Below are 24683 nucleotides of genomic sequence, written 5' to 3' on the forward strand. Positions count from 1 at the left end.
TTGGGATGCCTGGAGTCCCGGGGCGGGACCGGCAGCAGGGCACGGCACGTGAGCTCCTGGCCGAGGTCGTCGACCAGGACCTGTGCATCGGCTGCGGTGCCTGCACCGCACTCGCAGGATCGCCCTTGGAGATCCGCATGGACCGGACCGGCCGCTACCGTGCGGCGCCGAAGGACGGCGCGGACCTGGACCACCAGGGCGGATACCTGAGGGTGTGCCCGTTCGCCACGCAATACGATGAGGACCAGCTGGCGGCGGGCTTCCTCGGCGGTGCACGGGACCACCTGCGGCATGACGCTGTGGGGCGGTACGCGGAGACCCTCGCCGGCCACGTGTCTGCAGAGTCGTTCCGTGATGACGGCAGTTCCGGAGGCATGACCTCGTGGTTCCTCCAGCGGCTGCTGGACGCAGACCTCGTCGATGCGGTGCTCCACGTCGGCGCACTTCCTCCAGGGGAACAGGTCACACCGGAGGGAGGCCCCCTGCTCTTCGGCTACGGGGTGTCCTCCTCTAGCGCTGAGGTCCGTGGACGGGCGAAGACCCGGTACTACCCGGTCGAGATGTCCGGGGTCCTCCGCCACGTGCGGGAGAACGAGGGGCGGTACGCCGTCGTCGGTCTGCCGTGCTACATCAAGGCCGTCCGCCTGCTCCAAGCCGAGGATCCGCTTTTCGATGAACGCGTGCGCTTCTGCGTCGGACTCGTCTGCGGGCATCTGAAGTCCACGCGCTTCGCAGAGACCATGGCCTGGGAACAGGGTGTCGCCCCCGGCAGCCTGGCGGAGATCGACTTCCGCACCAAGACGGATACAGACGCCGGTTCCTACGCGATCACCACCGTGGACATGGACGGCACGGAGCGCTCGCGGGAGAACCACCGTCACCTCGCCGCGGACTGGGGGATGGGCTTGTTCAAGTACGAGGCCTGTGAATGGTGTGACGACGTCACCAACGAGACTGCGGACATCTCGTTCGGAGACGCGTGGATCGCCCCCTATGCGCAGGATCCCCAGGGCGCGAACGTCGCTGTGATCCGATCCGACGGCGCCCGACAGATCGTCGACCGCTATCGGAAGGACTTGGACGCCACGCAGATCTCGGCCGATGACGTGGCCCGATCCCAGGAGGCCGGGCTGCGGCACCGTCGGGAAGGCCTTGCTTACCGACTGCAGCGGGGTCGTGCGGGCCGACGCCGTGTGCCGGTGAAACGCGTCCGCCCCGACGGGGCGCTTCCGACCTGGCGAGCCGAGGTGTACGACATGCGTGAGGCGCTCATCTCGGAGGCCGACCGTGCGTTCGACCACACGCGCGCGACGGGCGAATTCGGCCGGTTCAGGGACGCCGTCCGTCCGACCGTCTGGGCCTATCAGCGTCTCTATGAGCGGTCCGTCCAGAAACGAGTCGCCGGTGCCCTGCAACGGCACGCCCCGTGGCTGCGGTCGGCGGTGCGCAGCGCCATGCGTCGAGTGCGGGCACGGCGTGGCGGCTGAGAAGCTGAGAACAGGGAGAGGGTCGACGATGACGTCCCAGGCCGGCATCGGTGTGCTGAGCATTTTCGACATGGACAACGTGGGCAACAGGCTCCAGAACTACGCTCTCGTCGAGGCGTTGAGGCAGGAGGGCCACGCTCCGGTGGTCCTGGAGAACTACCCTTATGCTCCCGGTGCGGACCCGGTGTCTGTCTCGGGGCACGAGGACGTCGGCGGCACACGTGCCGCACGAGTCCGGGAAGCGGTCAGGTTCCGCCTGTGGCGTGACGTCCCGCCGGGAGTGCGCGTGTTGCCGAAGGTCCTGCGAGCCAGGCTCCGCAGAGACGACGCCGCAGCCCGGGCCGCCACGGCCCGCGCCGAGCGCACGCGTGCGCTCACCCGATTCACTCGCGGTCGGATGGTGGTCTCCGACGGCATCTATCGGCGTCCGGAGGACCTCATCGGTCTGGATGACCAGTTCGACGCCTTCGTCGTCGGCTCGGACCAGGTGTGGAACCCCCACTACCGTCGCGGATGCCCGATGGACCTGCTGCACTTCGCCTCCCCCCACAAGCGGATCGCCTATGCGGCGAGCATCGGAGCCGACTCTTTCGGGGAGGCCGAACCCGTCTTCCGCAGGCTTCTTCCCGAGATGGCGGCCGTATCCGTCCGGGAGACTGCGGCTGCGGACCTCGTGGAACAGACCTGTGGCCGACGACCGCCGGTCATGCCCGACCCGACGCTCCTGCACGATGCGGACTTCTGGAGACGACTTTCCGAGGACGCACCGCCGAGGAGCGTCCGTCCCTACGTGGCGACGTACTTGTTGTACCGGAACGGGAGCGACGTCGTGGATGCTGTGCAGTCCAGGGCCGCAGCTGAGGGGCTGGACCGTCATGACATCCTCCACCCGTCGGGTCCTCGGGCCGCACGACACGCAGGGGCCGAAGCCTTCCTCCGAGCCATCCGGGACGCTGAGTATGTGGTCACCGACTCCTTCCACGCCACGCTCTTCAGCATCCTTTTTCGCGTTCCGGTCGTGGTGCTTCCCCGCGATGGCGGACAGAACGCGCGCATCGACACTCTGCTGGCCCTCTTCGGCCGCACCAGCGCGGACCTGCCGAATGAAGCCCATCTCCGGCCGTCCGAGCCGCTGGTGGACGACCCCGAAGCGGTGTTGGAACCTGTGAGGAACCGGGCGCGCGCGTGGCTCACATCGGCGCTGGACACTGCGCTCGGCCACCGTTGAGGGAAGGAGCGAACCCGGCGGGCCGCTCTCCGGCATCGCGGACCGCGACGTCGCTTCCGCTCGACAGGACAGGCTCGGCGCGGCGCCGCATTGCCAGTACCCTCATGGGTGGCGCACCGTCGACGTCGCGCCCTGAGCAGCGCAGCCGCCGCAGCACCCCCGGGGCGGCTTCGACCACCGACCTCATCAGGAGAGCCCCACACCCATGAAGGCCCTGTACAAGTCCGGCCCCCACGCCGGCTTCGAGTTCACCGACCGCCCTGAGCCCGTGTGCGGCCCGCACGACGTGAAGATCCGCGTGCACACCACCGGCATCTGCGGCACCGATCTGCACATCGAGGCCTATGACGCCGCCGCGCAGGCGATGATCGAGGCCCCCATGATCCCGGGCCACGAGTTCTACGGGGAGGTCGTGGAGGTCGGGGACATGGTGGAGCACGTGGCCGTCGGCCAGCGTGTCTCCGGCGAGGGACACGTGGTCTGCGGCATGTGCCGCAACTGCCGTGCCGGCCGCCGCCAGATGTGCATCAACACCGTCTCCGTGGGCGTGCAGCGAGACGGCGCCTTCGCCGAGTACGTGGTGATCCCGGAGTCCAACGTGTGGCAGCACAAGGACGACGCGATCACCCCCGAGGTCGGCGCGATCTTCGACCCGCTGGGCAACGCCGTCCACACCGCCCTGTCCTTCCCGCTGGTCGGCGAGGACGTGCTCATCACCGGCGCAGGGCCGATCGGCCTGATGGCCATCGGCATCGCCCGCCATGCCGGGGCCCGCCGCATCGCCATTACCGACGTCTCCCCGGCGCGCCTGGAACTGGCGACGCAGATGGGTGCCGACGCCGCGATCGACGTCTCCGCCCAGCGGATCAGGCAGGCCCAGGCCGAGCTGCGCATGGAGGAGGGCTTCGACGTCGGCATGGAGATGTCCGGCCGTGCCTCCGCGCTGCAGGAGATGGTGGCCAACATGAACCACGGCGGCAAGATCGCCCTGCTCGGGCTGCCGGACGGGGAGATCGCGATCGACTGGCAGTCCGTGGTGACCCACATGATCACCATCAAGGGCATCTACGGCCGCGAGATGTTCGAGACCTGGTACGCGATGTCCGCGATGCTGCAGTCGAACCCCGCCCTGCTGAAGCAGATCGAGTCGGTCGTCACCGACGTCATCCCCGCCCATGACTGGCAGCGCGGCTTCGACGCCGCCCGTGCCGGCGCCACCGGAAAGATCGTCCTGGACTGGAGGAACCTCTGATGTACGCATTCAAGGACCAGCTGGCCGCCGAGCTGAACGAGCTCCGCGAGTCCGGCCTCTACAAGCACGAGCGGGCCATCACCACCCCGCAGTCCGCCCACGTGCAGGCCACTGCGGCCGGTGCCGAGGACGCCCAGCCCAAGCCGGTGCTGAACTTCTGCGCCAACAACTACCTCGGCCTGGCGGACGACGAGCGGCTGATCGAGTCCGCCAAGAAGGCCCTGGACGAGCGCGGCTTCGGCATGGCCTCCGTCCGCTTCATCTGCGGCACCCAGGACATGCACGTCGAACTCGAGCAGCGCCTGTCCGCGTTCCTCGGCACCGAGGACACCATCCTGTTCTCCAGCTGCTTCGACGCCAACGGCGCCGTCTTCGAGCCCCTGTTCGGCCGCGAGGACGCCATCATCTCGGACGCGCTGAACCACGCCTCGATCATCGACGGCATCCGCCTGTCCAAGGCGCACCGCTTCCGCTACGCCAACCAGGACATGGAGGACCTGCGCGCCCAGCTGGAGGCCACCAAGGAGCTGAACGACGGCGCCGGCGCCCGCCGCACGGTGATCGTCACCGACGGGGTGTTCTCCATGGACGGCTACCTGGCCCCGCTGGAGCAGATCTGCGACCTCGCCGAGGAGTACGGCGCCCTGGTGATGGTGGACGACTCCCACGCCGTGGGCTTCATGGGCGCCACCGGTGCCGGCACCCCCGAGCACGCCGGCGTCTCCGACCGCGTGGACATCTACACCGGCACCTTCGGCAAGGCCCTCGGCGGCGCCTCCGGCGGCTACGTGTCCGGCCGCAAGGAGATCGTGGAGGTGCTGCGCCAGCGTGGCCGCCCCTACCTGTTCTCCAACTCCGTGGCCCCGGTGATCGTGGCCGCCACCCTCACCGCCCTGGACCTCGTGGAGGGCTCCGCCGCCCTGCGCAAGACCCTCTTCGACAACGCGGCCCTGTTCCGCCGTCGCATGACCGAGGAGGGCTTCGAGCTGCTCGACGGCGAGCACGCCATCGTCCCCGTGATGTTCGGCGACGCGGCGCTGGCCGCGCGCGTGGCCGACGCCATGCTGGACCAGGGCGTCTACGTCACCGCCTTCTCCTACCCGGTGGTCCCGAAGGGCGCCGCCCGCATCCGCGTGCAGCTCTCCGCCGCCCACTCCGAGGAGGACGTGGAGAACGCCGTGCAGGCCTTCGTGAAGGCCCGCGCCGCCGTGCAGGGCTGATCGACCCGAGACGACGCCGAGGCTCGGCCCGAGGCGACGCTCAGGAGACGGGCCCGGACCACCGGCTCACCGGCTGGGGTCCGGGCCCCTCCCGTATCGTCAGCGGGCGCTTTCGTTCGTGAAAGTGTCGAGACCGGCCGCGGTCCGGGCCCCTCCCATATCGTCAGCGAAAACGCCTGGGAAGCGGAGCGGACTGCGCGCGGCGGCGCCGGTTCTGCGAGCGACAGCGCGAGGGGCTCAGAACGCGGTCATCGCCCGCTCGATGCGCGGCAGGACCTTCCGCAGCAGCTTGTCCCAGCGCAGCGGCCGGCCGGTGAGCTCCTGCCGTGCGCGGGCGTCGTCCAGCGCCTCGAGTGCCGCGTTGCCGAGCCACACACGGGCCCGGCCGGCCTCGTCCGTGTCCCGGGCGATCTCGTCGATGAGGTCCTGGCCGTGCCAGATCGCCAGGTCCGCGACGTTCCGTGCCGGGTCTCCGGCATGTGCCAGGTCCCAGTCGAGGATGCCCTCGAGCCTCCACACGACCGCGTCGCCCTCGCCGGGGACGGGCACCCAGCGCAGGTTGTGGCCGGCCAGGTCCCCGTGGACCAGCCGCGGCGCCACGGCGGGCTCGGAGAACCAGGTGCGGGCCGTCGTCGCGATGACCTCCACCGCCTCCTGCCAGGACTGCGGCAGGGCTCCGGCATGCTCGGCCGGCAACGCCGCCGGCAGCGCCCGCAGTGCCTGGATGCGCTCGTCCGTCCACGGTCCGCGGAAGGCCCACGCCGGGCCGAGCCCTGCGGCCACATCCCCGTCCGTGACGTCCACGGCGTCCAGGGCGTCCACGATCCCGCGCAACACTGCCGGGTCGCCCTCGTGCACCGGATGCGGCTGGCCGGGCAGGTAGGGCTGCAGCACCGCCGCGGTCAGCGGCATGCCCTCAGCCGTCTCGGCGTGCCACACCTCGGACAGCGGCGCCGGAACGGAGAACGGCAGGCCCCGTGCGGCCAGCGCCTGCAGCAGGCCCATGCGACGAGGAAGGTGGAAGGCCGGGGAGTCGTCCGGCGCCCAGCAGGTGCCGGGGGCGGCACCGGCCTCCGCCATCCGCGTCATGCGCAGCACGGCCACGTCGTCCAGGACGAGCACCCGGTGGAACTGGCCTGACTCCTCCACACGTCCGGCGTCCCAGCGCGCTCCGGTCAGCCGCTCGGCGGTCCGGGCGTCCACGTGGGGCAGCAGCCGCTCGGCGCAGGTGCGCGCGAGCCCGATCTCTGAGGGAAGCGGATCCGACGCCATGACTGACACCGTACCCCCGGCGGACGGACCTACACTGCGCACGTGAGCACCTCCGGAACCACCACCCAGGCCAGCCAGTGCCCGACGACGGCACGCCCCTCCGGCGCGCTGCCCGCCCCTTCGGCGCGCACCGTCCGCTGGGAGGTTGCGATCGTCCTCGGCCTGTCCCTGGGCAAGTCCGCGGTCTACGCCGTGGTGCAGCTGCTGGACAAGATGACCCAGGGGCCGCTGCAGGACCAGACGACCGTCCTCAACCCGGTCCTGAACAACCGATGGGTCTTCGACCTCACCTACCAGCTGCTGAACATCGGCTTCGCCCTCGTCCCGGTGGCCCTCGTGCTCCACCTGGTCCGGCTGCACGGCCGCAACCCGTTCCGCGCGTTCGGCCTGGACTTCCGCCGTCCGTGGGCGGACCTCGGCTGGGGTGCCCTGCTGTTCCTCGTGATGGGCGTGGGCACCCTGGCCGTCTACGCGGGAGGCCGCGCCCTCGGCGCCACCACGGCGATCGTCGGCTCCGCCATGGACGACGCCTGGTACGCCGTGCCCGTGCTGGTCCTGTCCGCCCTGCGCCATGCGCTGGTGGAGGAGGTCATCGTGGTCGCCTGGATGGTGGACCGGCTGTCCTATCTGCAGCAGCTGCGCTCCTGTGGCCTGGCGGGGGAGCAGGCGCCGCAGCTGCCGGCCCCGCGCACCACGGACACCGGTGCCTTCCTGCCGGTCCGCGTCACCACGATCGTGATCGGGCTCGCCGTGCTCCGCGCCGGCTACCACCTGTACCAGGGCATCGGCCCCGGACTGGGCAACGCGGCGATGGGCGTCGTCTTCGTGCTGTTCTACCTGCGCTGGCGCCGCGTCATGCCGCTGGTCGTCGCCCACCTGCTGCTGGACGTCACCGGGTTCGTCGCCGCCCCGCTGCTGGCCCAGCTGGGCTGGTTCGGCACCTGACCGTCCCCGCCCGAGGCCCGGTCCGATGCCCTGTCCAACGTCCGGTCCGTCCCCGTCCGATGCCAACTGGTGAGGACACACCTGCGAACTGGTGAGGACACACCTGCCAACTGGTGAGGACTCACCCTCATCGCCCGCGCAGGAGGGGTGCCAGACGGTGTGTCCTCACCAGTAGACAAGTAGGCCAGCAGACCAGTAGGCGAAGAGCGTCGGGGGCCGTCGGGAAGAGCGCCGGGGTGGCCGTCAGGAAGAGCGCCGGGGTGGCCGTCAGGAAGAGCGCCGGGGGCCGTCGGGAACAGCGCCGGGGGAGGCCGTCAGGAAGAGCGCCGGGGAGGCCGTCAGGAAGAGCGCCGGGGGTGAGGGCGGCCGTTAGAGGGTGACGGTGCCCCGGGGGGTCTCGAACCGTACGGTCAGCAGGCCGGGGGTGCCCGAGGGCGCGGCGTACTCGATGGTGAGGTCCTCGACCTTCTGGGACGGATCGTCCAGGCCCAGCCAGGAGCGGACACGCTCGCGGGAGCCGGCCAGGGTGAGCGAGGAGATCGAGGCCTGCGCCGGGGCCGCCAGGGAGGGGTGGAGGTCCTCGGTGCCCTCGTCCCAGCAGACCAGGTACGGGACCTGCGGGTCCGCGATCAGGCCCTTGATGCCGATCTGCTTCCAGGTCAGCTCGCGGCCGTCCGGGAACTTGCGGTTGCCGGGCACGGCGGAGCGGCCGAGGCGCTCTTCGAAGGCGGAGAGGTCGTCTGTGGCCACGACCCAGCCCATCCAGCCGCCGCCCTGCTCGGAGCGGGAGCGCACGGCCTGGCCGAACGGGGCGTTCGCCGCCGCCGGGTGGTCCAGGACCTCCACGACCTCCAGGTACTGGCCGTGGGCCATGGGGAACAGGGCGTTGCGGGTGCCGAACCGAGGGTGCACGCCGCCCTTCACGCGCTCCACGCCGAGGGCGTCGGAAACCCGTTCCACGGTGGCGTCGAGGCCCTCGGGGCCGGCGGCGTAGGACACATGGTCCAGGCGGATGGTGCTCACGAAGATCGTCCTCTCGTCGGCCCAGGGGATGTCAGCCGGGCTGTCGTGAGGCTCAGGCTAGCCCTGTGTGACGAAGGACATGAAATCGTGACGAGCCGGTGTGCGGTCGGTGTGTCCCCGATGCCACACTGGCGTCACGGTCACGAGAGCCAGCACCAGTGCCCCGGCATTCTGGCCGGCAACCCTCCCCACCGCGGCGGGGTGCCCCGGGTGACGACCAGGCCGGCCCCAGACCGGGGCCCGGCAAGCGCGGTCGTGTCATGCGCCCGCTCCCGCACGGGCGTGCCAGAGCCCCGGACCTGCTCAAGGTCCACGGCAGTCCGAGGTGCGGGGGCATGGCCGACCCTGACAGCCCCAGGAGTCCGCCATGACCACCCAGAACAGCGCCCCTGAGACGAGCGCCTCCGCGAACGCCGAGACCCCCGCCGCCGAGGCCTGGGGCTTCGAGACCCGTCAGATCCACGCCGGCGCCGAGCAGCCCCACGCCCACGGCGCCACCGCTCTGCCGATCGTGCAGACCACGTCCTTCGACTTCCCCAGCTCCCAGGTGGCCGCGGACCGCTTCGCGCTGGCGGACCTGGACCCGCTGTACACGCGGATCGGCAACCCCACCCAGCAGGCGGTGGAGGAGAAGATCGCCGCGCTCGAGGGCGGCGTGGGTGCGCTGCTGCTGTCCTCCGGGCAGTCAGCCACCACGTTCGCGATCCTCAACGTCGCCGGCGCCGGGGACCACGTGGTGGTCTCCACCTCGCTCTACGGCGGCACACAGAACCTCTTCAAGCACACCCTGGCCAAGGTCGGGGTCCGGACCACCTTCGTGCAGGACCCGGACGACCTGGAACAGTGGCGGGCCGCCGTCCGCCCGGAGACCAAGGCGTTCTTCGGCGAGTCCCTCGGCAACCCGCGCGGGGATGTGCTGGACGTCGCCGGAGTCGCCGCCGTAGCCCACGAGGCCGGTGTCCCGCTGATCGTGGACAACACCCTGGCCTCGCCGTACCTGTTCCGGCCGATCGAGCACGGTGCGGACGTGGTCACCCACTCGGCCACCAAGTACCTCGGCGGCCACGCCGCGGCCATGGCCGGCGTGATCGTGGACGCCGGCACCTTCGACTACGGCAGGTACCCCGAGCGCTTCGGAGGCTTCACCGAGCCGGACGAGTCCTACCACGGCCTCGTCTACGCTCGGGACCTCGGTGCCGACGGCGCCTTCGGCGTGAACCTCTCCTACATCCTCAAGGCCCGCGTGCAGCTGCTCCGTGACTACGGATCGGCGATCTCCCCGTTCAACGCCTTCCTGGTGAACCTCGGCCTGGAGACCCTGTCCCTGCGCATGGAGCGCCACGTGGCCAACGCCCGCCGGGTCGTCGAGTACCTGGACGGCCACGGGCAGGTGGAGGCCGTGGTCCATCCCGAGCACGCCTCGAGCCGGTGGAACGCCCGTGCGAAGGAGCTGTTCCCGCGCGGCGCGGGTGCGATCGTCTCCTTCGAGATCGCCGGCGGCCGCGAGGCCGGCGCGGCCTTCGTGGACGCTTTGACCCTGCACCACCATGTGGCGAACGTGGGCGACGTCCGCTCGCTGGTGATCCACCCGGCCTCCACCACCCATTCCCAGCTCACCGAGGACGAACAGCGCGCCACCGGCGTCACCCCGGGCCTGGTCCGCCTCTCCGTGGGCCTGGAGTCGATCGAGGACATCCTCGCGGACCTTGAGACCGGCTTCGCCGCCGCCTCCGGCGCCGTGAGGCACGACGACGGCCCGGCCGCCTCCGCAGGGGAGGCCCGGTGACCGCGGTGGACGTCAGGGGCACCCGCACCGATCTGCCCGCCGGCGGGTTCCACCGGCTCTGCGTCGGGCCGCTGGACACGGAGACCGGCGGCCACCTGCCGGCGGTGGAGCTCGCCTATGAGACGTGGGGCACGCTGAACGCCGAGGGCACCAACGCCGTGCTGGTCCTCCACGCCCTCACGGGAGACACCCACGTGGCCGCCCACCGCCAGGACCCGAGGACCGGCTGGTGGGATGAGCTCGTCGGTCCCGGCCGCGCCGTGGACACGGACCGCTGGTTCGTGGTGGCGCCGAACATGGTGGGCGGCTGCTCCGGTTCCACCGGCCCGGCGAGCCCGGCCCCGGACGGACGTCCGTGGGGCTCGCGGTTCCCGTTCATCACCCTGCGCGATGCGGTGGAGGCGGAGGCACGGCTGGCCGACCACCTCGGCATCGCCCGCTGGCATGCCGCGATCGGCGGGTCGATGGGCGGCGCCCGGGCCCTGGAGTGGGCCGTGAGCAGGCCGGACCGTGTGGCGGGCGTGGGGGTGCTGGCGTCGACCGCGCACTCGAGTGCCGAGCAGATCGCCTTCGCCCAGTCCCAGGCACAGGCCATCCGCCTCGACCCGCAGTTCCGGGGCGGTGACTACTACGGAGGTCCGCAGCCCGAGGCCGGCCTCGGCATCGCCCGGCGCATCGCCCACATCACCTACCGCAGCGCCGAGGAGCTGGCCGTGAGGTTCGGGCGCCGCCACCAGGGCGAGGAGGATCCCTTCGGCACGGCGGCAGGAGAGCGTCTGGGCCGGTACCAGGTGGAGTCCTACCTGGACCATCAGGCCTCCAAGCTGGTCGGCCGGTTCGACGCGAACGCCTACCTGACCCTCACCGAGGCCCTCATGAGCCATGACGTCGGCCGTGGCCGCGGGGGCGTGGCCGAGGCGCTGCGGCGGTTCACAGGCCGGGCCTTCGTGGCCGCCGTGGAGTCGGACCGGCTCTACCTGCCCGCCGAGTCCCACGAACTGGCCGCGCTGCTGCCGGCCCGGCCGCAGGTGCACATGATCGACTCACCGCTCGGGCATGACGGCTTCCTCGTCGACTACGGGCAGGTCGCCGAGCAGCTCCGGCAGGACCTGGCCCTCTGAGCCGACGGCGGCCCGGACGCACCCCTTGTGCGTCCGGGCCGTCGTCGGGGCGGCGGGTTCTCAGCCCTCGTTGCGGCGGGTTCTCAGCCCTCGTTGTAGTCCGAGCCGTGCGGCATGTCCGCGCCGAACAGGGGAGCGGCGTCGGGGCGCTTGGCGCTGCGGCCGTCTCCGGAGGAGACGCCCTTGATGCGGCGGATGACCCACGGCACCAGGTGGGTGCGCGCCCACACGACGTCCTCGGCCCGCGCGTGGCGCCAGTTCCGCGGCGGCAGCGGCTTGGGCACGAACGGCTCCAGGTCGTGCTCCACGTTCAGCGTCTCCAGGACCATCGCCGCGATCGTGTGATGTCCGGTGGGGGAGAAGTGCAGGCGGTCCTCGGCCCACATCTCCGGGCGGGAGAGGATCTTCAGGGACCACATGTCCGGGACCAGGCAGTCGTGGCGGGCGGCGATGGTGCGGACGTTCTCGTTGTAGATGGCCACCTTGCCGCGGATGCGGCCGAGCACCGGGGTCTCCTTCACGTCCGTGGCATTGAAGAGGAGGATGGTGGCCCCGGAGGCGGACAGCCGCTCCACCGCGGTGTCCAGCCGGACGGCCACCTCGTCCGGGTCCGCCCGGCGCAGGATGTCATTGCCGCCGGCGCAGATGCTGACCAGGTCCGGCTGCAGCTCGAGGGCGGGGTCGATCTGGTCCGCCGCGATCTGGTCCAGGAGCTTGCCGCGCACTGCAAGGTTGGCGTAGGCGAAGCGATCGTCGTCCGGGGTGAGGCGGGCGAGTTCTTCGGCCACGCGGTCGGCCCAGCCGCGGTGGTAGCCCGGCTTCTCGGCCACCGGGTCGCCGATGCCCTCGGTGAACGAGTCGCCCAGGGCCACGTAGCGGCGCCACGGATGCGTGGTGGGCGAGGCGGCAGGGGAGGCGTCGTCGGGACGGGAGGCTGTGGAGGAGTCTGGGTGCGGAGTCGTCACAACAGTGCATTCTGGACCCCAAAGGGCATGTGGAACAAGGAATCGGAGCGGGATGCTCCACTTCGGTTGCTCCGCATACGCTGGACGCCATGACTTCCACCACCGAGTTCACCGTCCGCTGGTCCCGCCCTGAGGGGGAGCGCACCGATCACCTGCTGGTGATGCTGCACGGCTTCGGCGCGGACGAGAACGACCTGTTCGGCCTGGCCCGCGAGTTCCCGGAGCGTCTCACCGTGGCCTCCGTGCGCGCGCCGCTGCAGATCCCGATGGGCGGCTTCGCCTGGTTCCCGCTGTCCCAGGACCCGGTGACCGGGGAGATCGGTTCGGACGCCCCGTCCGTGCGCGCCGCCGTTGAATCACTGCAGGCCTGGGTGGAGTCCGTCCGCGCAGACTTCCGGTCCGTGACCCTGCTCGGCTTCTCCCAGGGCATGGCGATGGCCATGTCCCTGCTGCGCCTGGACCCGGCCGCCTACGCCTGCACCGTGGGCCTGTCCGGCTTCGTCGCCGACCCGGACCGCGCCGAGCCCGACCTCGCCACCCTCTTCGACCGGGACGACGAGGTCGCCCGCGTCCGGCCGAAGGTCTTCTGGGGTCGCGGCCAGGAGGACCCGATCATCTCCGAGGCCCGCGTGGAGGCCACCCACGGCTGGCTCAACGAACACGTGGACATGACGAAGATCGTCTACGCCGGCCTCGGCCACGCCGTCCACCCGCAGGAGCTCGCCCACGTGGTCCAGTACCTGGACCAGGTGGTGCCGGGGAAGGCCTGACTGAGCCTCACGGCGCCTCGATCACGATCGACTCGCCGTTGAACTCCACCACGTCTCCGTCGTGCAGCTGCGCGCCGCGCTGGGTGCGGACCTCGCCGTTCACGGTCACCATGCCGTCCTGGATCACGTCGCGGGCCATGGCTCCGTCCTCTACGAGGGAGGCGAGCTTGAGGGCCTGGCCGAGGCGGATGGTCTCGTCACGGATGGGCAGGGGCTGTGCGTCGGAAGCCATGAGGCCCATTGTCCCCGGTAGGCTTGCCCTCACGCGAGTCGTGCGCGTCCCTCGGCCATGCCCGGACGCCGCAGGCCCGCCGCCCATCGCCCCGCCGCCGTGTGCGGGGCGCCCCACACCCAGGACGGAAGTGACATTCACCCATGGCTGCCAAGTCCCCGCTGGACAACGTCATCAACCTCGCCAAGCGCCGAGGCTTCGTGTTCCAGGCCGGTGAGATCTACGGCGGTTCCCGCTCGGCCTGGGACTACGGGCCGCTCGGCGTGGAGCTGAAGGAGAACATCAAGAACGAGTGGTGGAAGACCTTCGTGCGCTCCCGCGCGGACATGGTCGGCCTGGACTCGTCCATCATCCTGCCCCGCGACGTGTGGAAGGCCTCCGGCCACGTGGACACCTTCACCGACCCGCTGGTGGAGTGCACCTCCTGCCACAGGCGCCACCGCCAGGACCACCTGGAGGAGGCCTTCGAGGCGAAGAAGGGCCGCATGCCCGAGTCCATGGCGGAAGTGGTGTGCCCAGACTGCGGCACCCGCGGCGAGTTCACCGAGCCCCAGCTGTTCTCCGGCCTGATGAAGACCTTCCTCGGCCCCGTGGACAACGAGGAGGGCCTGCACTACATGCGCCCGGAGACGGCGCAGGGCATCTTCGTGAACTTCCTCAACGTGGTGAACGCCGCCCGCAAGAAGCCTCCGTTCGGCATCGGCCAGATCGGCAAGGCGTTCCGCAACGAGATCACCCCGGGCAACTTCATCTTCCGCACCCGCGAGTTCGAGCAGATGGAGATCGAGTACTTCGTGCCGCCGGCACAGGCGCAGGAGCACTTCGACCGCTGGGTGGACCAGTGCTGGAACTGGTTCGTGGACCTCGGGATCAACCCGGACAACCTCCGCAGGTTCGACGTCCCCGCCGAGGAGCGCGCGCACTACTCGGACGGCACCATCGACCTGGAGTACCGCTTCGGCTTCGGCGGCGGCGAGGGCTGGGGCGAGCTCATGGGCGTGGCCAACCGCACGGACTACGACCTGTCCCAGCACACCGAGCACTCGGGCACGAAGATGCAGTACTTCGACCAGGCCGCCAACGAGCACTACACCCCGTACGTGATCGAGCCGTCCTTCGGCCTGACCCGCGCCATGATGGCGTTCCTCGTGGACGCCTACGCGGAGGACGAGGCCCCGAACACCAAGGGCGGCGTGGACGTGCGCACCGTGCTGAAGCTGGACCCGCGCCTGGCCCCGGTCAAGGCCGCCGTGCTCCCGCTGTCCAAGAAGCCCGAGTTGCAGCCCGCCACCCAGTCCCTCGCGACGGAGCTGCGCGGCCTGTGGAACGTCGAGGACGACGACGCCGGGGCCATCGGCCGCCGCTACCGCCGCCAGGACGAGATCGGCACCCCGTACTGCATCACCGTGGACTTCGACACCCTCGAGGACCAGGCCGTCACCATCCGCGAGCGGGACACCATGGCCCAGGAGCGCGTGGCCCTGTCCCAGGTGAAGTCCTACCTGCTGGAGCGTCTGGTCAAGTGACCGGCGCGCAGCAGAACGGCAGCGCCCGTACCGCTCCGGAGGGGCTGACCCTGCGGGCGTGGGAGGACGGCGACGACCTGCGGCTGCTGGAGGTCTTCGGCGACCCCGTGGACGTGCAGCAGCACCAGGACCGCGCCATGCTGGCCGCCTCCTCGGACACCCCGTGGCGTCGGTGCATCGTGGCCGAGGTGGACTCCGTCCCCGTGGGCGCCGCCGTGGTCTATGCCTCCTCGCTGCACCCGCAGCGGCTCTGGCTCTACGTGGAGACCGCCGCCTCCGAGCGCGGCCGCGGCATCGGCTCCGCCCTCCTGGACGCTCTGCGCCGGATCGTCACGGCGGCGCACGCCGCCGGTGAGGTCACGACGACGGCGCTCAAGTCCCGCTACGGCCTCGCCCCCGAGGACACCAGGACGGTGGCCGAGGGGGAGGAGCTGCCGGAGCTCGACCTCGAGTCCCACGCCGAGCGTGCGGCCCAGGCCGAGGCGACCGGCGGCTTCCTCGCCGCCCGGGGCTTCACCCGGATCCAGCGCTCCCGGCGCGTGGCCGTGGCCGCACGCTCCGTGGCGCTGCCGACGCTGCGCACCGATCAGACCCCGGAGGGCGTGAGCCTCGAGGAGTCCTCCACCGGCTCCGTGGAGCTCACCCGTGCCGTGGCCGCGTTCTACAACGGTGTCCATGAGTGGGACCCGGCCGAGATGAGCCTCGGTCAGGCCCAGCAGATGCTGCTGGGCCCGGACACCGGAGCCGCCGGCGCCGTGGTCCTGCGCGACCGGCCCGGCGCCGACGGCGGGGCCATCCGCGCGTTCGCCGTCTCCTACACCGCCGAGCGCCAGGAGGACCCGGCCGACGTGCTGCTCGGCTGGGACCCCGAGCTGGAGGACGCCGAGGCCCAGCAGGCCGTGGCCGACCTGCTCGCCCTGCTCGTGGCACAGCACCCCGTGCAGATCGAGGTGGACGACTCCATGACGGCCCTGGCGCCGATCGTGGACGGCCTGCTCACCGCCGGCTACGCTCAGGTGCTCGCCGACGCCTCCGTGGTGGCGACCGCATGACCGCTGCCGACCGTGACCCGGAGGAGGCGGCCAGCGCGCCGTCTGCGGGCGAGAGCCGGTCAGCGGTGGCCGGCGCGGTGCAGGACCAGTGAGCACAGCACACCGAGCGCGGCCAGCACGGGGAAGACCAGCAGGGCCAGGGTGAGCGGCACCCCGGTGGCCAGCAGGCCGACCAGCGGGCTCAGACCGATGCCGGCCACACGCATCAGCCAGGAGACGATCGCCAGGCCGGTCTGCGCCGGCAGGCCGGGGACCTCATCGCCGAGGGCGTAGGCGGTGGGGACCACCACCGCGCAGCCGAGGCCGCACAGCGCCAGGCCGGAGAGCACCACCGGCAGGGCAGCGGTGAACAACACCAGCAGCAGGCCGAGGACCACACAGGACAGCCCCACCGTGAGCGTGGTGCGGCGGCCCAGCGCCGCGAGGACGCGGTCGCCGGTCAGGCGGCCGAGGAACTGTGCGAGCAGCAGAGTGGAGGCACCCAGGCCGGCGACGGCGGCGTCCAGGTCCCGCTCGGTCTGCAGGAACAGCGAGGTCCACGCGTTGCCGAACTCCTCCACGCTGAACCCGGCCATCGCGATCACCACGATCGGCACGAGCGCCAGATAGGCACCGGTGCGGGTCGGAGTCCGGGCGGAATCCGGGGCGGCGTCCGGTGCCGTGGAGGGCTTGACACGATCGGCCGCCTCGGCGGCCTGGGGCGAGGACGAGCCGGAGGCCACGGTCCCCGTCGACGGCGCGGGGCCGTCGTCGGGACGTGAAGGGGCGTCCGGGAGGAACCGGCGGTGGACCAGCAGCAGGATGACGGCGCAGGCCAGGCCGTTCAGGCCCAGGTGCACGGACATCGGCAGCCCGGCGCCCACCGAGAGCGCACCGAGGCCTGCTCCGGCGGCGGCGCCGATGCTCCACCCGGCATGCATGGAGGTCAGCACCGGCCGGCCGAGCACGGTCTGCACACGGATGCCCTGGGCGTTCTGCGCGGTGTCCACGATCGCGTCGCCGATGCCGCAGACGAACAGCAGGCCCGCGAAGACCCAGACGAAGCCGTCCCAGGGCAGGCCGCCGTCCCCGCGGACGGCCGCCGCGGCGTCCACGGTGAGACCGGCACCGGTGACGAGCACCGCCAGCAGGAGCGTGCCGTAGAGCACCACACGGCGACTGCCGACCCGGCGCAGGATCGGCGCCGGCATGCTGCCGGTGAGTGCCGCACCCAGCGTCAGGGCGATCACCAGCAGGCCGAACTCGCCTGCGCCGAGTCCGAAGGCTGACTTCGCCTCCGGATAGTGGGGGATCAGCGCGCCGAACAGGGCGCCGTTGGTGAGGAACGCGAGCGTCGCGGCCCAGCGGGCGCGGCGGAGCTCGGCAGCGGCTACGAACGCAGCGGAGGGGCGTGAGAGCCTGGACATCCGCTCCAGGCTCTCACGCCCCGCCGGGTGTGCGCGGCACCGTGTGACGTACGGCTCCTCCGCCGACTCCAGCGGGATGGACGCCCACACATGCGCATGGCTGGACTTGCCGATCCGCACCACGTCCCAGTGCTCGAGGGAGACCGGGTCCGCGTCCGTAGGAACGGATACCTGATCGATCAGCAGGTGCGGGGCCGGCCGGAGTTGAGTCCCTGATAGTGGTGTAACCCTCCCCGGTGGTCGTGGTCGTCGCCGGGCTCTGGATGGACATCGCCGGGCTCATCGCGGGCGCTCAGTGGGCGCTGGACGTGGACGGGAACGTGTGGCTCGGCATCGGGCGGTGGCTCGCGGCCGGCACTGGCCTCGCCGGATCCGGCTACGGGCTCTTCGCATCCACCCGCTGGGTCGCAGGTTTGGTGGAGACCTGGAGGGGCCGCGGGATGCCGACGTGGCCGAGCTGGCGCAAGAGGTGACCGCGATTCCCGAGGGCAAGCGCGCGGAGCGCGTGCGGCCGCCCCTGCATCTGGACGATTGGCCAGCGGGCACTGTATAGTTCAGTGCATGCTGGCTACTGCTTCGCGCCTCGACGTCATGAACCGGCTTGGCCGGGCCATGGCCGACCCGACTCGCTCCAAGATCCTGATGTCCCTGCTCGACGGCCCGAGCCACCCTGCCGTGCTGTCGCGCGAGCTGGGGTTGACGCGCTCGAACGTGTCCAACCACCTGGCGTGCCTGCGCGACTGCGGGATCGTGGTCGCCGAGCCCGAGGGCCGCCAGACCCGCTACGAGATCGCCGACCCGCACCTGGCCGGGGCGCTGACGGCGCTGGTGGACGTCACGCTCGCGGTGGACGAGAGCGCGCCGTGCATCGACCCGCACTGCTCGGTGCCCGGCTGCTGCGCCGCGACCGGTTCAGGGGACGCCTCGTGAGCGCCGCCTGCGGCTGCGACGAGCCGACCGCCAGCGCCGCCGAAGAGGCCGGGGAGGCCGAGCGCCCGTGGTGGCGCGATCCGGGACTGGTGGTGCCGATCCTCTCCGGCGTCGCGTTCGGCACCGGCCTGGTGCTGGAGTGGTCGGGGCTGCACGTCGCGGCGCTGGTCGCGTTCTGGGCGGGCCTGCTGCTGGGCGCGTACACGTTCGTGCCCGGCGCTCTGCGGAACCTGTTCGTCAAGCGGAAGCGGGGGATCGGGCTGCTGATGACGATCAGCGCCGTCGGCGCAGTGATCCTCGGCTACGTCGGGGAGGCCGCCGCACTGGCGTTCCTCTACTCGATCGCCGAGGCCCTGGAGGACAAGGCGATGGACCGCGCCCACCGGGGCCTGCGCGCGCTGCTGAAGCTTGTGCCGGAGACCGCGACCGTGCTGCGCGACGAGGCCTCGGTCGAAGTCCCGGCCAAGGAGATCGCCGTCGGCGACGTGCTGCTGGTCCGCCCCGGCGAGCGGGTCGCGACCGACGGGACTGTCCGGTCCGGTCGCTCCAGCTTGGACACCTCGGCGATCACCGGTGAGTCGATCCCGGTCGAGGTCGCCCCCGATGACGCAGTGTCGGCGGGCGCGATCAACACCGCCGGGGTCCTGGAGGTCGAGGCGACCGCGGCGGGCACCGACAACTCGCTGACCAGCATCGTGGAGCTGGTCGAGCGGGCCCAGACCGAGAAGGGCGAACGCGCGCGCATCGCCGACCGGATCGCCCGTCCGCTGGTGCCCGGCGTGATGGTCCTCGCCGTCCTGGTCGGCGTGCTCGGCTCGCTGTTCGGCGACCCGGAGACCTGGATCACCCGCGCCCTGGTCGTGCTCGTCGCGGCCAGCCCGTGCGCGCTGGCGATCGCGGTGCCCGTCACCGTGGTGTCCGCGATCGGGGCTGCGACGAAGTTCGGCGTCGTCATCAAGAGCGGTGCTGCCTTCGAGCGCCTCGGCGGCATCCGCCACCTCGCCGTGGACAAGACCGGCACCCTGACCCGCAACCGGCCCGAGGTCACCGCCGTCGTCGCCGCCGACTGCTTCGACGACGCGCAGGTGCTCGCCTGGGCCGCGGCGGTGGAGCAGCACTCGACTCACCCTCTCGCCGCCGCCATCGCCGCCGCGGGCCAGGGAGCCCCCGCCGCGCAAGAGGTGACGGAGGAGGCCGGCCACGGCATCGGCGGCACCGTCGACGGCCTCCGGGTGAGCGTGGGCAGCCCCCGCTGGATCGACGCCGGACCGCTCAAGGCCCGGGTCGAGGAGCTGGAGGCCGAGGGCCAGACCTGCGTGCTCGTCACCGTCGACGGCCGCCTGGCCGGGGCGATCGGGGTCCGCGACGAGCTGCGCCCCGAGGTCCCCGGCGTCGTGCGCACGCTGAAGAGCCAGGGCGTCGAGGTGAGCATGCTCACCGGAGACAACGCCCGCACCGCCCACGCCCTGGCGCAGATCGCCGGGATCGGCGACGTGCACGCCGAGGTGCGGCCGGAGGACAAAGCCCGCATCGTGGCCCAGCTCTCCGAGCAGTCACCCACCGCGATGATCGGCGACGGCATCAACGACGCCCCCGCCCTGGCCGGGGCGACCGTGGGCATCGCGATGGGCGCGACCGGATCCGACGCCGCGGTGGAGTCCGCCGACGTCGCCTTCACCGGACACGACCTCGGCCTGATCCCGCAGGCGCTACGACACGCCCGCCGCGGCCGGGCGATCATGAACCAGAACATCGTGTTGTCCCTGGCGACCATCACCGTGCTGCTGCCGCTGGCCATCACCGGCGTGCTCGGCCTGGCCGCAGTCGTGCTCGTCCACGAGGTCGCCGAGGTCATCGTCATCGCCAACGGGCTGCGCGCCGCGCGTGCCCGCAAGAGCCAAGCGGCGGCCGCGTCGCCTGAGACGGCGTCACCGGCCGCGGTCCGCGCGGACAGAGCCTGAGAGGAGTGGATCATGGAGATCACGTTGCAGTACTTCGACGGGTGTCCGAACTGGGAGGTGCTCGACCGGCGGCTCACCGAGGCCCTCGACGGCCGATCGGACGTCCGCGTCGTGCGTCAGCGAGTCGAGACTGCCGAGGACGCCGCCCGCCTCGGGTTCCACGGGTCCCCGACCGTCCTCATTGACGGTTCCGACCCCTTCGCCGACGAGCACACGCCGGTGGGGCTCGCCTGTCGAGTGTTCCGCACTCCTGCCGGGCTGGCTGGTTCGCCCACCGTCGATCAGCTGCGTGAAGTACTTGATGCGCCTCTATGAGGGTGGAGCACCGCCGGGTTGCGCGATCATCGCACCGACGCTCAGCGCAGGAAGAGCCGCCTTCATCGAAAACCAGCCAGGATTGCCGTCAGCGTTGTGCTGTAAAGCGCGCCGACGCTGACAACGGGTGCTACAACCCAGACATGCGCTAGCGCAGGTCGATCACGCCGGTGCCCAGGCGGATGGTCTCGGTCCCCCCGCCATCGCCGCCAGCAGCGGGGAACCGCGAGGAGATCATCCGCTGGAAGTGGTGCACGCGGTTCCACGTGTCGTCCAGTCCGGCCGCCTCCGCATCCACGGCCATCTGCACCGTGTCCTGCAGTGCCGCGGCCGCGGCCGCGTCCGCCCTGCCCGCGGCGCTCGTCTGGGACAATGGGCGGCGATATGACTGCAGCCTCCCAGACCACCTCCGCACCCGCCGTGGACGCGCCCGGCGTGGACCCGAACGCCGCGCTCTACGCCAAGTCCGCCGGCGCCGGCCGCCGCATTGCGGACGACGACCAGCTCCACGAGGGCACCCACGCCGGTCCCACCGCGGATCGGCTCACCCTGCCGCCGCTGACGCTCGGCCCGATCACCGTGGACGTGCCCGTGGTGCTCGCGCCCATGGCCGGCATCACCAACACCGCCTTCCGCCGTCTCTGCCGCGAGTACGGCGGAGGCCTCTACGTGAACGAGATGGTGACCGCGCGCGCCCTGGTGGAACGCAAGCCGGAGTCCATGCGCATCATCCGGCACGACCCGGACGAGGTCCCGCGCTCCGTGCAGCTGTACTCCGTGGACCCGGTGACCACCGCCGGCGCCGTGCGCATGCTGGTGGAGGAGGACCGCTGCGACCACCTCGACCTGAACTTCGGCTGCCCGGTGCCCAAGGTGACCCGCCGCGGCGGCGGCTCGGCCCTGCCGTGGAAGTCGGAGCTGTTCGCCTCGATCGTCAAGGCGGCCGTCACCGAGGCGTCCAAGAAGGACATCCCGGTGACCGTGAAGATGCGCCGCGGCATCGACGAGGACCACCTCACCTTCCTGGACGCCGGGCGAGCCGCCCGTGACCTCGGCGTGGCCGCCGTGGCCCTGCACGGACGCACCACCCGCCAGTTCTACTCCGGCACCGCCGTGTGGGAGGACATCGCCCGTCTGCGCGAGGCCCTGCCGGACATCCCGGTGCTCGGCAACGGGGACATCTGGTCCGCCGAGGACGCCATCGCCATGGTGGAGCAGACCGGCGTGGACGGCGTGGTCATCGGCCGCGGCTGCCAGGGCCGCCCCTGGCTGTTCGGGGACCTGCAGAACGCGTTCGAGGGCAGGGCGGAACGCTTCCGCCCGAACCTCGGCATGGTCGCGGACACCCTGTACCGGCACGCCGAGCTGCTGGTGGACACCTTCGGCGGCGACGAGGTCAAGGCGCTGCGGGACATCCGCAAGCACGTGGCCTGGTACTTCAAGGGCTACCCCGTCGGCTCGCAGATCCGCACCGCGCTGTCCACCGTCCCGGACCTGGCGACCCTGCGTCAGCTCCTCGACGGCATCGACCGGGACATCCCGTATCCGGGCCCGGACGCCGAGGGCCCCCGCGGCCGCGCCGGCGCCCCCAAGCGCCCGCACCTGCCGGACGGCTGGCTCGACTCCCGCGAGCTCAACGCCGAGCAGAAGGCCATGATCGCCGCCGCCGAACTGGACGTGTCCGGTGGCTGAGCGGACAGTCGGAGGCGCCGTGCCGTCGTCGGGAACGACGAAGGAGACGACGACGGTCTCCCGCGCCCACCAGCCGACCCTCACCTCCCAGCCGGTCCTGTTCGGGCCGGAGGGGCGCCCGCCCTATGCCGGGCGTGCGGTGCAGACGCCCGGCTACACCGGCTGGGACCGCACGCGGTGGCTGCCGGAGCCGTCGAAGAGCACGTACCGCTCCGACTTCGAGCGGGACCGGGCGCGTGTGCTGCACTCCTCGGCGCTGCGTCGACTGGGGGCGAAGACCCAGGTGGTGGCCCCGGACGCGGACGACTTCGCCCGCACCCGCCTGACCCACTCGCTGGAGGTGGCGCAGATCGGCCGTGAGCTCGGCCGGTCCCTCGGCTGCGACCCGGACGTGGTGGACACCGCCTGCCTGTCCCACGATCTGGGCCACCCGCCGTTCGGGCACAACGGGGAGAAGGCGCTGGACGCCGTGGCTGAGGACTGCGGCGGCTTCGAGGGCAACGCCCAGACCCTGCGCCTGCTGGCGCGGCTGGAGCAGAAGAAGTCCTTCGAGGACGGGACGTCCGTGGGGCTGAACCTGACCCGGGCCAGCCTGGATGCGGCCTGCAAGTACCCGTGGCGGCGTGAGGACGCCCCGCTGAAGCCCGACGGCAAGCGCTCGAAGAAGTTCGGCGTCTACGAGGACGACCTGCCGGTGTTCGAATGGTTCCGCCACGGCGTGCACGGCACCCGGAAGTCCATGGAGGCGCAGGTCATGGACCTGGCGGACGACATCTCCTACTCCGTGCACGACGTGGAGGACGGCGTGGTCAACAATGCCTTCCAGCTGCGGTGGCTCGCGCGCGGCGAGCACCGGCAACGTGTGGTGGAGACCACCCGCGGATGGTACCTGCCGACCACGGACCCGGCCGAGATCGAGGCGGCGCTGGACCGGCTCGAGGCGACCGACCAGTGGGTGTCGCAGTTCGACGGCTCCCGCCGGGCCCTGGCGGCGATGAAGGACATGACCAGCCAGCTGATCGGACGCTTCTGCGCGGCCGCCTTCGACGCGACGCGGGAGGTGTTCGGCAACGAGCCGCTCACCCGCCACAACGCGGACGTGGTGGTTCCGGCGGAGACACAGATCGAGATCGCGGCGATGAAGGGAATCGCCGCGGCCTACGTGATGACCTCCGAGCAGCGGCAGCCGCTCTATGCGAAGCAGCGGGAGGTCCTCACCGAGCTGGTGGACCTGCTGTGGAGCACGGGTGAGCAGTTCCTCGAGCCGATGTTCGCGTTCGACTGGGAACAGGCCCCCGACGACGACGCCCGGCGGCGGGTGGTGATCGACCAGATCGCCTCGCTCACCGATTCGACCGCAGTCGAGTGGCACCACACCCTGGTGCAGGGCAAGAGCTTCACCCGCGTCTGGATCTGAGCCCCGCCCCTTGACGTCTTGGGGATACAACACGGTGTTGAGATGCAATCTCAACGCCGTGTTGGCCCCTCACTTTCCTGGATCTGCACCTTCCTGGCCCCTCACTTTCCTGACCTTCAGTCGACCAGGGCCGGGAGGACCTGACCGGCGGTGCCGCGCAGGACGTGGGTCACCGCGTCCGTCAGCTCGGTCTGGTCCGGGTTGACCTCCACGACGGGCGCCCCGGCTCCGAGCGCGACCAGGGGCAGGGACGCCGCCGGCTGGACCAGGCCGCTGGTGCCGACCACCACGCAGAGGTCGCAGCGCTCGAGGGCGTCGTAGGCACGGTCCCAGGCCGCCGTCGGAAGCATCTCGCCGAACCACACGATGCCCGGACGCAGTCGGCCCTCGCCGCAGACTTCGCAGCGCGGGGGAGTGTGCAGCCGCTGCGCCTCCAGGTCCTCCTCGGAACCGGCCTGCACGCCCTGGTCCAGCTCGCCGAGGTCCACGTCCGCCGGAGACTGGCAGAGCACGCAGCGGAACTCGAACAGCGAGCCGTGCAGATGGGACAGCACACGGGTTCCGGCCCGCTCGTGCAGGTCATCCACGTTCTGGGTGGCGACCACCAGACCCGGTGCGCCGCCGGCCTCGGGTGAGCTGCCGTCGTCGGGAAGGGCATCCAGGCGCTGCTGCCAGCGGGCGACCGCCTCGTGCCCCGGATTGGGCTGCCGTGCGCGGACCATGCGAGCCCGCCAGCGGTACCAGGACCACACCAGCTTCGGGTCGGCGAGGAACGCCTCCTCGGTGGCGAGCTGCTCGGCGGAGAAGCGCTCCCACAGGCCGGTCTGGGCATCACGGAACGTGGGGATGCCGGACTCGGCGGACATGCCCGCGCCGGACAGGACCACAGGGCGGCGGGCCGCGGCGACGAGGTCGCGGACCTCGGCGAGCAGGCCGGGATCGACGGCGGGCGTGGGGATCTCGCTCATGGGCCCATCCCATCACGCCTCCTGCACACCCGTCCTGTCCCGTCCGGCGGTCGACCTAGGTGTACCCGGCCATCACGTTGATGACACTCGTTGAGCGGGAGTCTTGCCCCCAAGC

General features: G+C 71.3%; 23 protein-coding genes and 1 riboswitch. Of the genes, 16 read left to right on the forward strand and 7 right to left on the reverse strand.

The annotated features are described in order from the left end of the window. The first annotated feature begins 5 nt into the window (after positions 1 to 5). The 4 genes from FM125_RS10785 (at position 6) to FM125_RS10800 (ending at position 5187) form a co-directional block, all read left to right on the forward strand. Positions 6 to 1487: a Coenzyme F420 hydrogenase/dehydrogenase, beta subunit C-terminal domain gene (locus tag FM125_RS10785; RefSeq protein WP_143745342.1), complete on the forward strand. Its 1482-nt coding sequence runs from the start codon at positions 6 to 8 to the stop codon at positions 1485 to 1487. After that, the gene (locus FM125_RS10790; protein WP_180525525.1) at positions 1477 to 2715 is read left to right on the forward strand and encodes a polysaccharide pyruvyl transferase family protein; all 1239 of its coding nucleotides are present in this window, start codon (positions 1477 to 1479) and stop codon (positions 2713 to 2715) included. The genes FM125_RS10785 and FM125_RS10790 overlap by 11 nt, the downstream gene beginning before the upstream one ends. Positions 2716 to 2920: 205 nt before the next feature. Continuing rightward, positions 2921 to 3967 carry an L-threonine 3-dehydrogenase gene (gene tdh, locus FM125_RS10795; protein WP_087134600.1) on the forward strand — a complete coding sequence of 349 codons (1047 nt, stop codon included), beginning with the start codon at positions 2921 to 2923 and terminating at the stop codon, positions 3965 to 3967. Then, positions 3967 to 5187, forward strand: coding sequence for a glycine C-acetyltransferase (locus tag FM125_RS10800; protein WP_067191384.1), 1221 nt, complete (start codon positions 3967 to 3969; stop codon positions 5185 to 5187). The genes tdh and FM125_RS10800 overlap by 1 nt, the downstream gene beginning before the upstream one ends. Positions 5188 to 5424: 237 nt before the next feature. Here FM125_RS10800 and FM125_RS10805 read toward each other — a convergent pair whose 3' ends face one another. Continuing rightward, complete coding sequence (locus tag FM125_RS10805) at positions 5425 to 6459, reverse strand: phosphotransferase family protein (protein WP_087134601.1); 1035 nt, start codon at positions 6457 to 6459, stop codon at positions 5425 to 5427. A gap of 42 nt (positions 6460 to 6501) precedes the next feature. On the opposite strand from FM125_RS10805, the gene FM125_RS10810 reads away from it, so the two are divergent. Beyond that, the gene (locus FM125_RS10810; RefSeq protein ID WP_245829996.1) at positions 6502 to 7404 is read left to right on the forward strand and encodes a CPBP family intramembrane glutamic endopeptidase; all 903 of its coding nucleotides are present in this window, start codon (positions 6502 to 6504) and stop codon (positions 7402 to 7404) included. 369 nt (positions 7405 to 7773) lie between these two features. Here the strand turns inward: FM125_RS10810 and FM125_RS10815 are convergent, their stop codons facing one another. Then, the gene (locus tag FM125_RS10815; RefSeq protein WP_067191378.1) at positions 7774 to 8427 is read right to left on the reverse strand and encodes a VOC family protein; all 654 of its coding nucleotides are present in this window, start codon (positions 8425 to 8427) and stop codon (positions 7774 to 7776) included. Positions 8428 to 8565: 138 nt separating this feature from the next. Beyond that, a riboswitch (SAM riboswitch) is annotated at positions 8566 to 8683 on the forward strand. Positions 8684 to 8794: 111 nt separating this feature from the next. Here FM125_RS10815 and FM125_RS10820 point away from each other — a divergent pair. Then, on the forward strand, positions 8795 to 10213 hold the full coding sequence (locus FM125_RS10820; protein WP_087134602.1) for an O-acetylhomoserine aminocarboxypropyltransferase/cysteine synthase family protein: 1419 nt from the start codon (positions 8795 to 8797) through the stop codon (positions 10211 to 10213). Continuing rightward, the gene (gene metX, locus FM125_RS10825) at positions 10210 to 11334 is read left to right on the forward strand and encodes a homoserine O-acetyltransferase MetX (RefSeq protein WP_087134603.1); all 1125 of its coding nucleotides are present in this window, start codon (positions 10210 to 10212) and stop codon (positions 11332 to 11334) included. Before FM125_RS10820 ends, metX begins: the two co-directional genes overlap by 4 nt. An 83-nt stretch (positions 11335 to 11417) precedes the next feature. Here the strand turns inward: metX and FM125_RS10830 are convergent, their stop codons facing one another. Then, on the reverse strand, positions 11418 to 12299 hold the full coding sequence (locus FM125_RS10830) for an SGNH/GDSL hydrolase family protein (RefSeq protein WP_087134604.1): 882 nt from the start codon (positions 12297 to 12299) through the stop codon (positions 11418 to 11420). Positions 12300 to 12388: 89 nt separating this feature from the next. On the opposite strand from FM125_RS10830, the gene FM125_RS10835 reads away from it, so the two are divergent. Beyond that, positions 12389 to 13069: an alpha/beta hydrolase gene (locus tag FM125_RS10835; RefSeq protein WP_087134605.1), complete on the forward strand. Its 681-nt coding sequence runs from the start codon at positions 12389 to 12391 to the stop codon at positions 13067 to 13069. Between the two features lie 7 nt (positions 13070 to 13076). On the opposite strand, the gene FM125_RS10840 is transcribed toward FM125_RS10835, so the two are convergent. Continuing rightward, entirely contained in the window at positions 13077 to 13310 is a 234-nt protein-coding gene (locus tag FM125_RS10840; protein ID WP_087134606.1) for an RNA-binding S4 domain-containing protein, read from the reverse strand. A gap of 134 nt (positions 13311 to 13444) precedes the next feature. On the opposite strand from FM125_RS10840, the gene FM125_RS10845 reads away from it, so the two are divergent. Then, on the forward strand, positions 13445 to 14827 hold the full coding sequence (locus tag FM125_RS10845) for a glycine--tRNA ligase (protein WP_087134607.1): 1383 nt from the start codon (positions 13445 to 13447) through the stop codon (positions 14825 to 14827). Continuing rightward, positions 14824 to 15879 carry a GNAT family N-acetyltransferase gene (locus tag FM125_RS10850; protein WP_087134608.1) on the forward strand — a complete coding sequence of 352 codons (1056 nt, stop codon included), beginning with the start codon at positions 14824 to 14826 and terminating at the stop codon, positions 15877 to 15879. The genes FM125_RS10845 and FM125_RS10850 overlap by 4 nt, the downstream gene beginning before the upstream one ends. A 59-nt stretch (positions 15880 to 15938) precedes the next feature. Here FM125_RS10850 and FM125_RS10855 read toward each other — a convergent pair whose 3' ends face one another. Next, positions 15939 to 17285, reverse strand: coding sequence for an MFS transporter (locus FM125_RS10855; protein ID WP_087134636.1), 1347 nt, complete (start codon positions 17283 to 17285; stop codon positions 15939 to 15941). 236 nt (positions 17286 to 17521) lie between these two features. On the opposite strand from FM125_RS10855, the gene FM125_RS10860 reads away from it, so the two are divergent. The 4 genes from FM125_RS10860 (at position 17522) to FM125_RS10875 (ending at position 20491) form a co-directional block, all read left to right on the forward strand. After that, positions 17522 to 17758 carry a hypothetical protein gene (locus FM125_RS10860; protein WP_245829998.1) on the forward strand — a complete coding sequence of 79 codons (237 nt, stop codon included), beginning with the start codon at positions 17522 to 17524 and terminating at the stop codon, positions 17756 to 17758. 88 nt (positions 17759 to 17846) lie between these two features. Next, the gene (gene cmtR / locus FM125_RS10865) at positions 17847 to 18215 is read left to right on the forward strand and encodes a Cd(II)/Pb(II)-sensing metalloregulatory transcriptional regulator CmtR (RefSeq protein WP_087134609.1); all 369 of its coding nucleotides are present in this window, start codon (positions 17847 to 17849) and stop codon (positions 18213 to 18215) included. Then, the gene (locus FM125_RS10870; protein ID WP_087134610.1) at positions 18212 to 20176 is read left to right on the forward strand and encodes a heavy metal translocating P-type ATPase; all 1965 of its coding nucleotides are present in this window, start codon (positions 18212 to 18214) and stop codon (positions 20174 to 20176) included. Before cmtR ends, FM125_RS10870 begins: the two co-directional genes overlap by 4 nt. Positions 20177 to 20188: 12 nt before the next feature. Then, the gene (locus FM125_RS10875; RefSeq protein WP_087134611.1) at positions 20189 to 20491 is read left to right on the forward strand and encodes a thioredoxin family protein; all 303 of its coding nucleotides are present in this window, start codon (positions 20189 to 20191) and stop codon (positions 20489 to 20491) included. A gap of 148 nt (positions 20492 to 20639) precedes the next feature. Here FM125_RS10875 and FM125_RS10880 read toward each other — a convergent pair whose 3' ends face one another. Further along, complete coding sequence (locus tag FM125_RS10880; protein WP_087134612.1) at positions 20640 to 20864, reverse strand: LLM class flavin-dependent oxidoreductase; 225 nt, start codon at positions 20862 to 20864, stop codon at positions 20640 to 20642. 11 nt (positions 20865 to 20875) lie between these two features. On the opposite strand from FM125_RS10880, the gene dusB reads away from it, so the two are divergent. Then, the gene (dusB, locus tag FM125_RS10885; protein WP_087134613.1) at positions 20876 to 22183 is read left to right on the forward strand and encodes a tRNA dihydrouridine synthase DusB; all 1308 of its coding nucleotides are present in this window, start codon (positions 20876 to 20878) and stop codon (positions 22181 to 22183) included. Between the two features lie 97 nt (positions 22184 to 22280). Then, positions 22281 to 23600, forward strand: coding sequence for a deoxyguanosinetriphosphate triphosphohydrolase (locus tag FM125_RS10890; RefSeq protein ID WP_425435833.1), 1320 nt, complete (start codon positions 22281 to 22283; stop codon positions 23598 to 23600). Between the two features lie 116 nt (positions 23601 to 23716). Here FM125_RS10890 and FM125_RS10895 read toward each other — a convergent pair whose 3' ends face one another. Further along, positions 23717 to 24568 carry an SIR2 family NAD-dependent protein deacylase gene (locus FM125_RS10895; RefSeq protein WP_087134614.1) on the reverse strand — a complete coding sequence of 284 codons (852 nt, stop codon included), beginning with the start codon at positions 24566 to 24568 and terminating at the stop codon, positions 23717 to 23719. Between the last annotated feature and the right edge of the window lie 115 nt (positions 24569 to 24683).

The sequence above is a fragment of the Micrococcus lylae genome (assembly GCF_900163825.1).
GTDB lineage: Bacteria > Actinomycetota > Actinomycetes > Actinomycetales > Micrococcaceae > Micrococcus > Micrococcus lylae.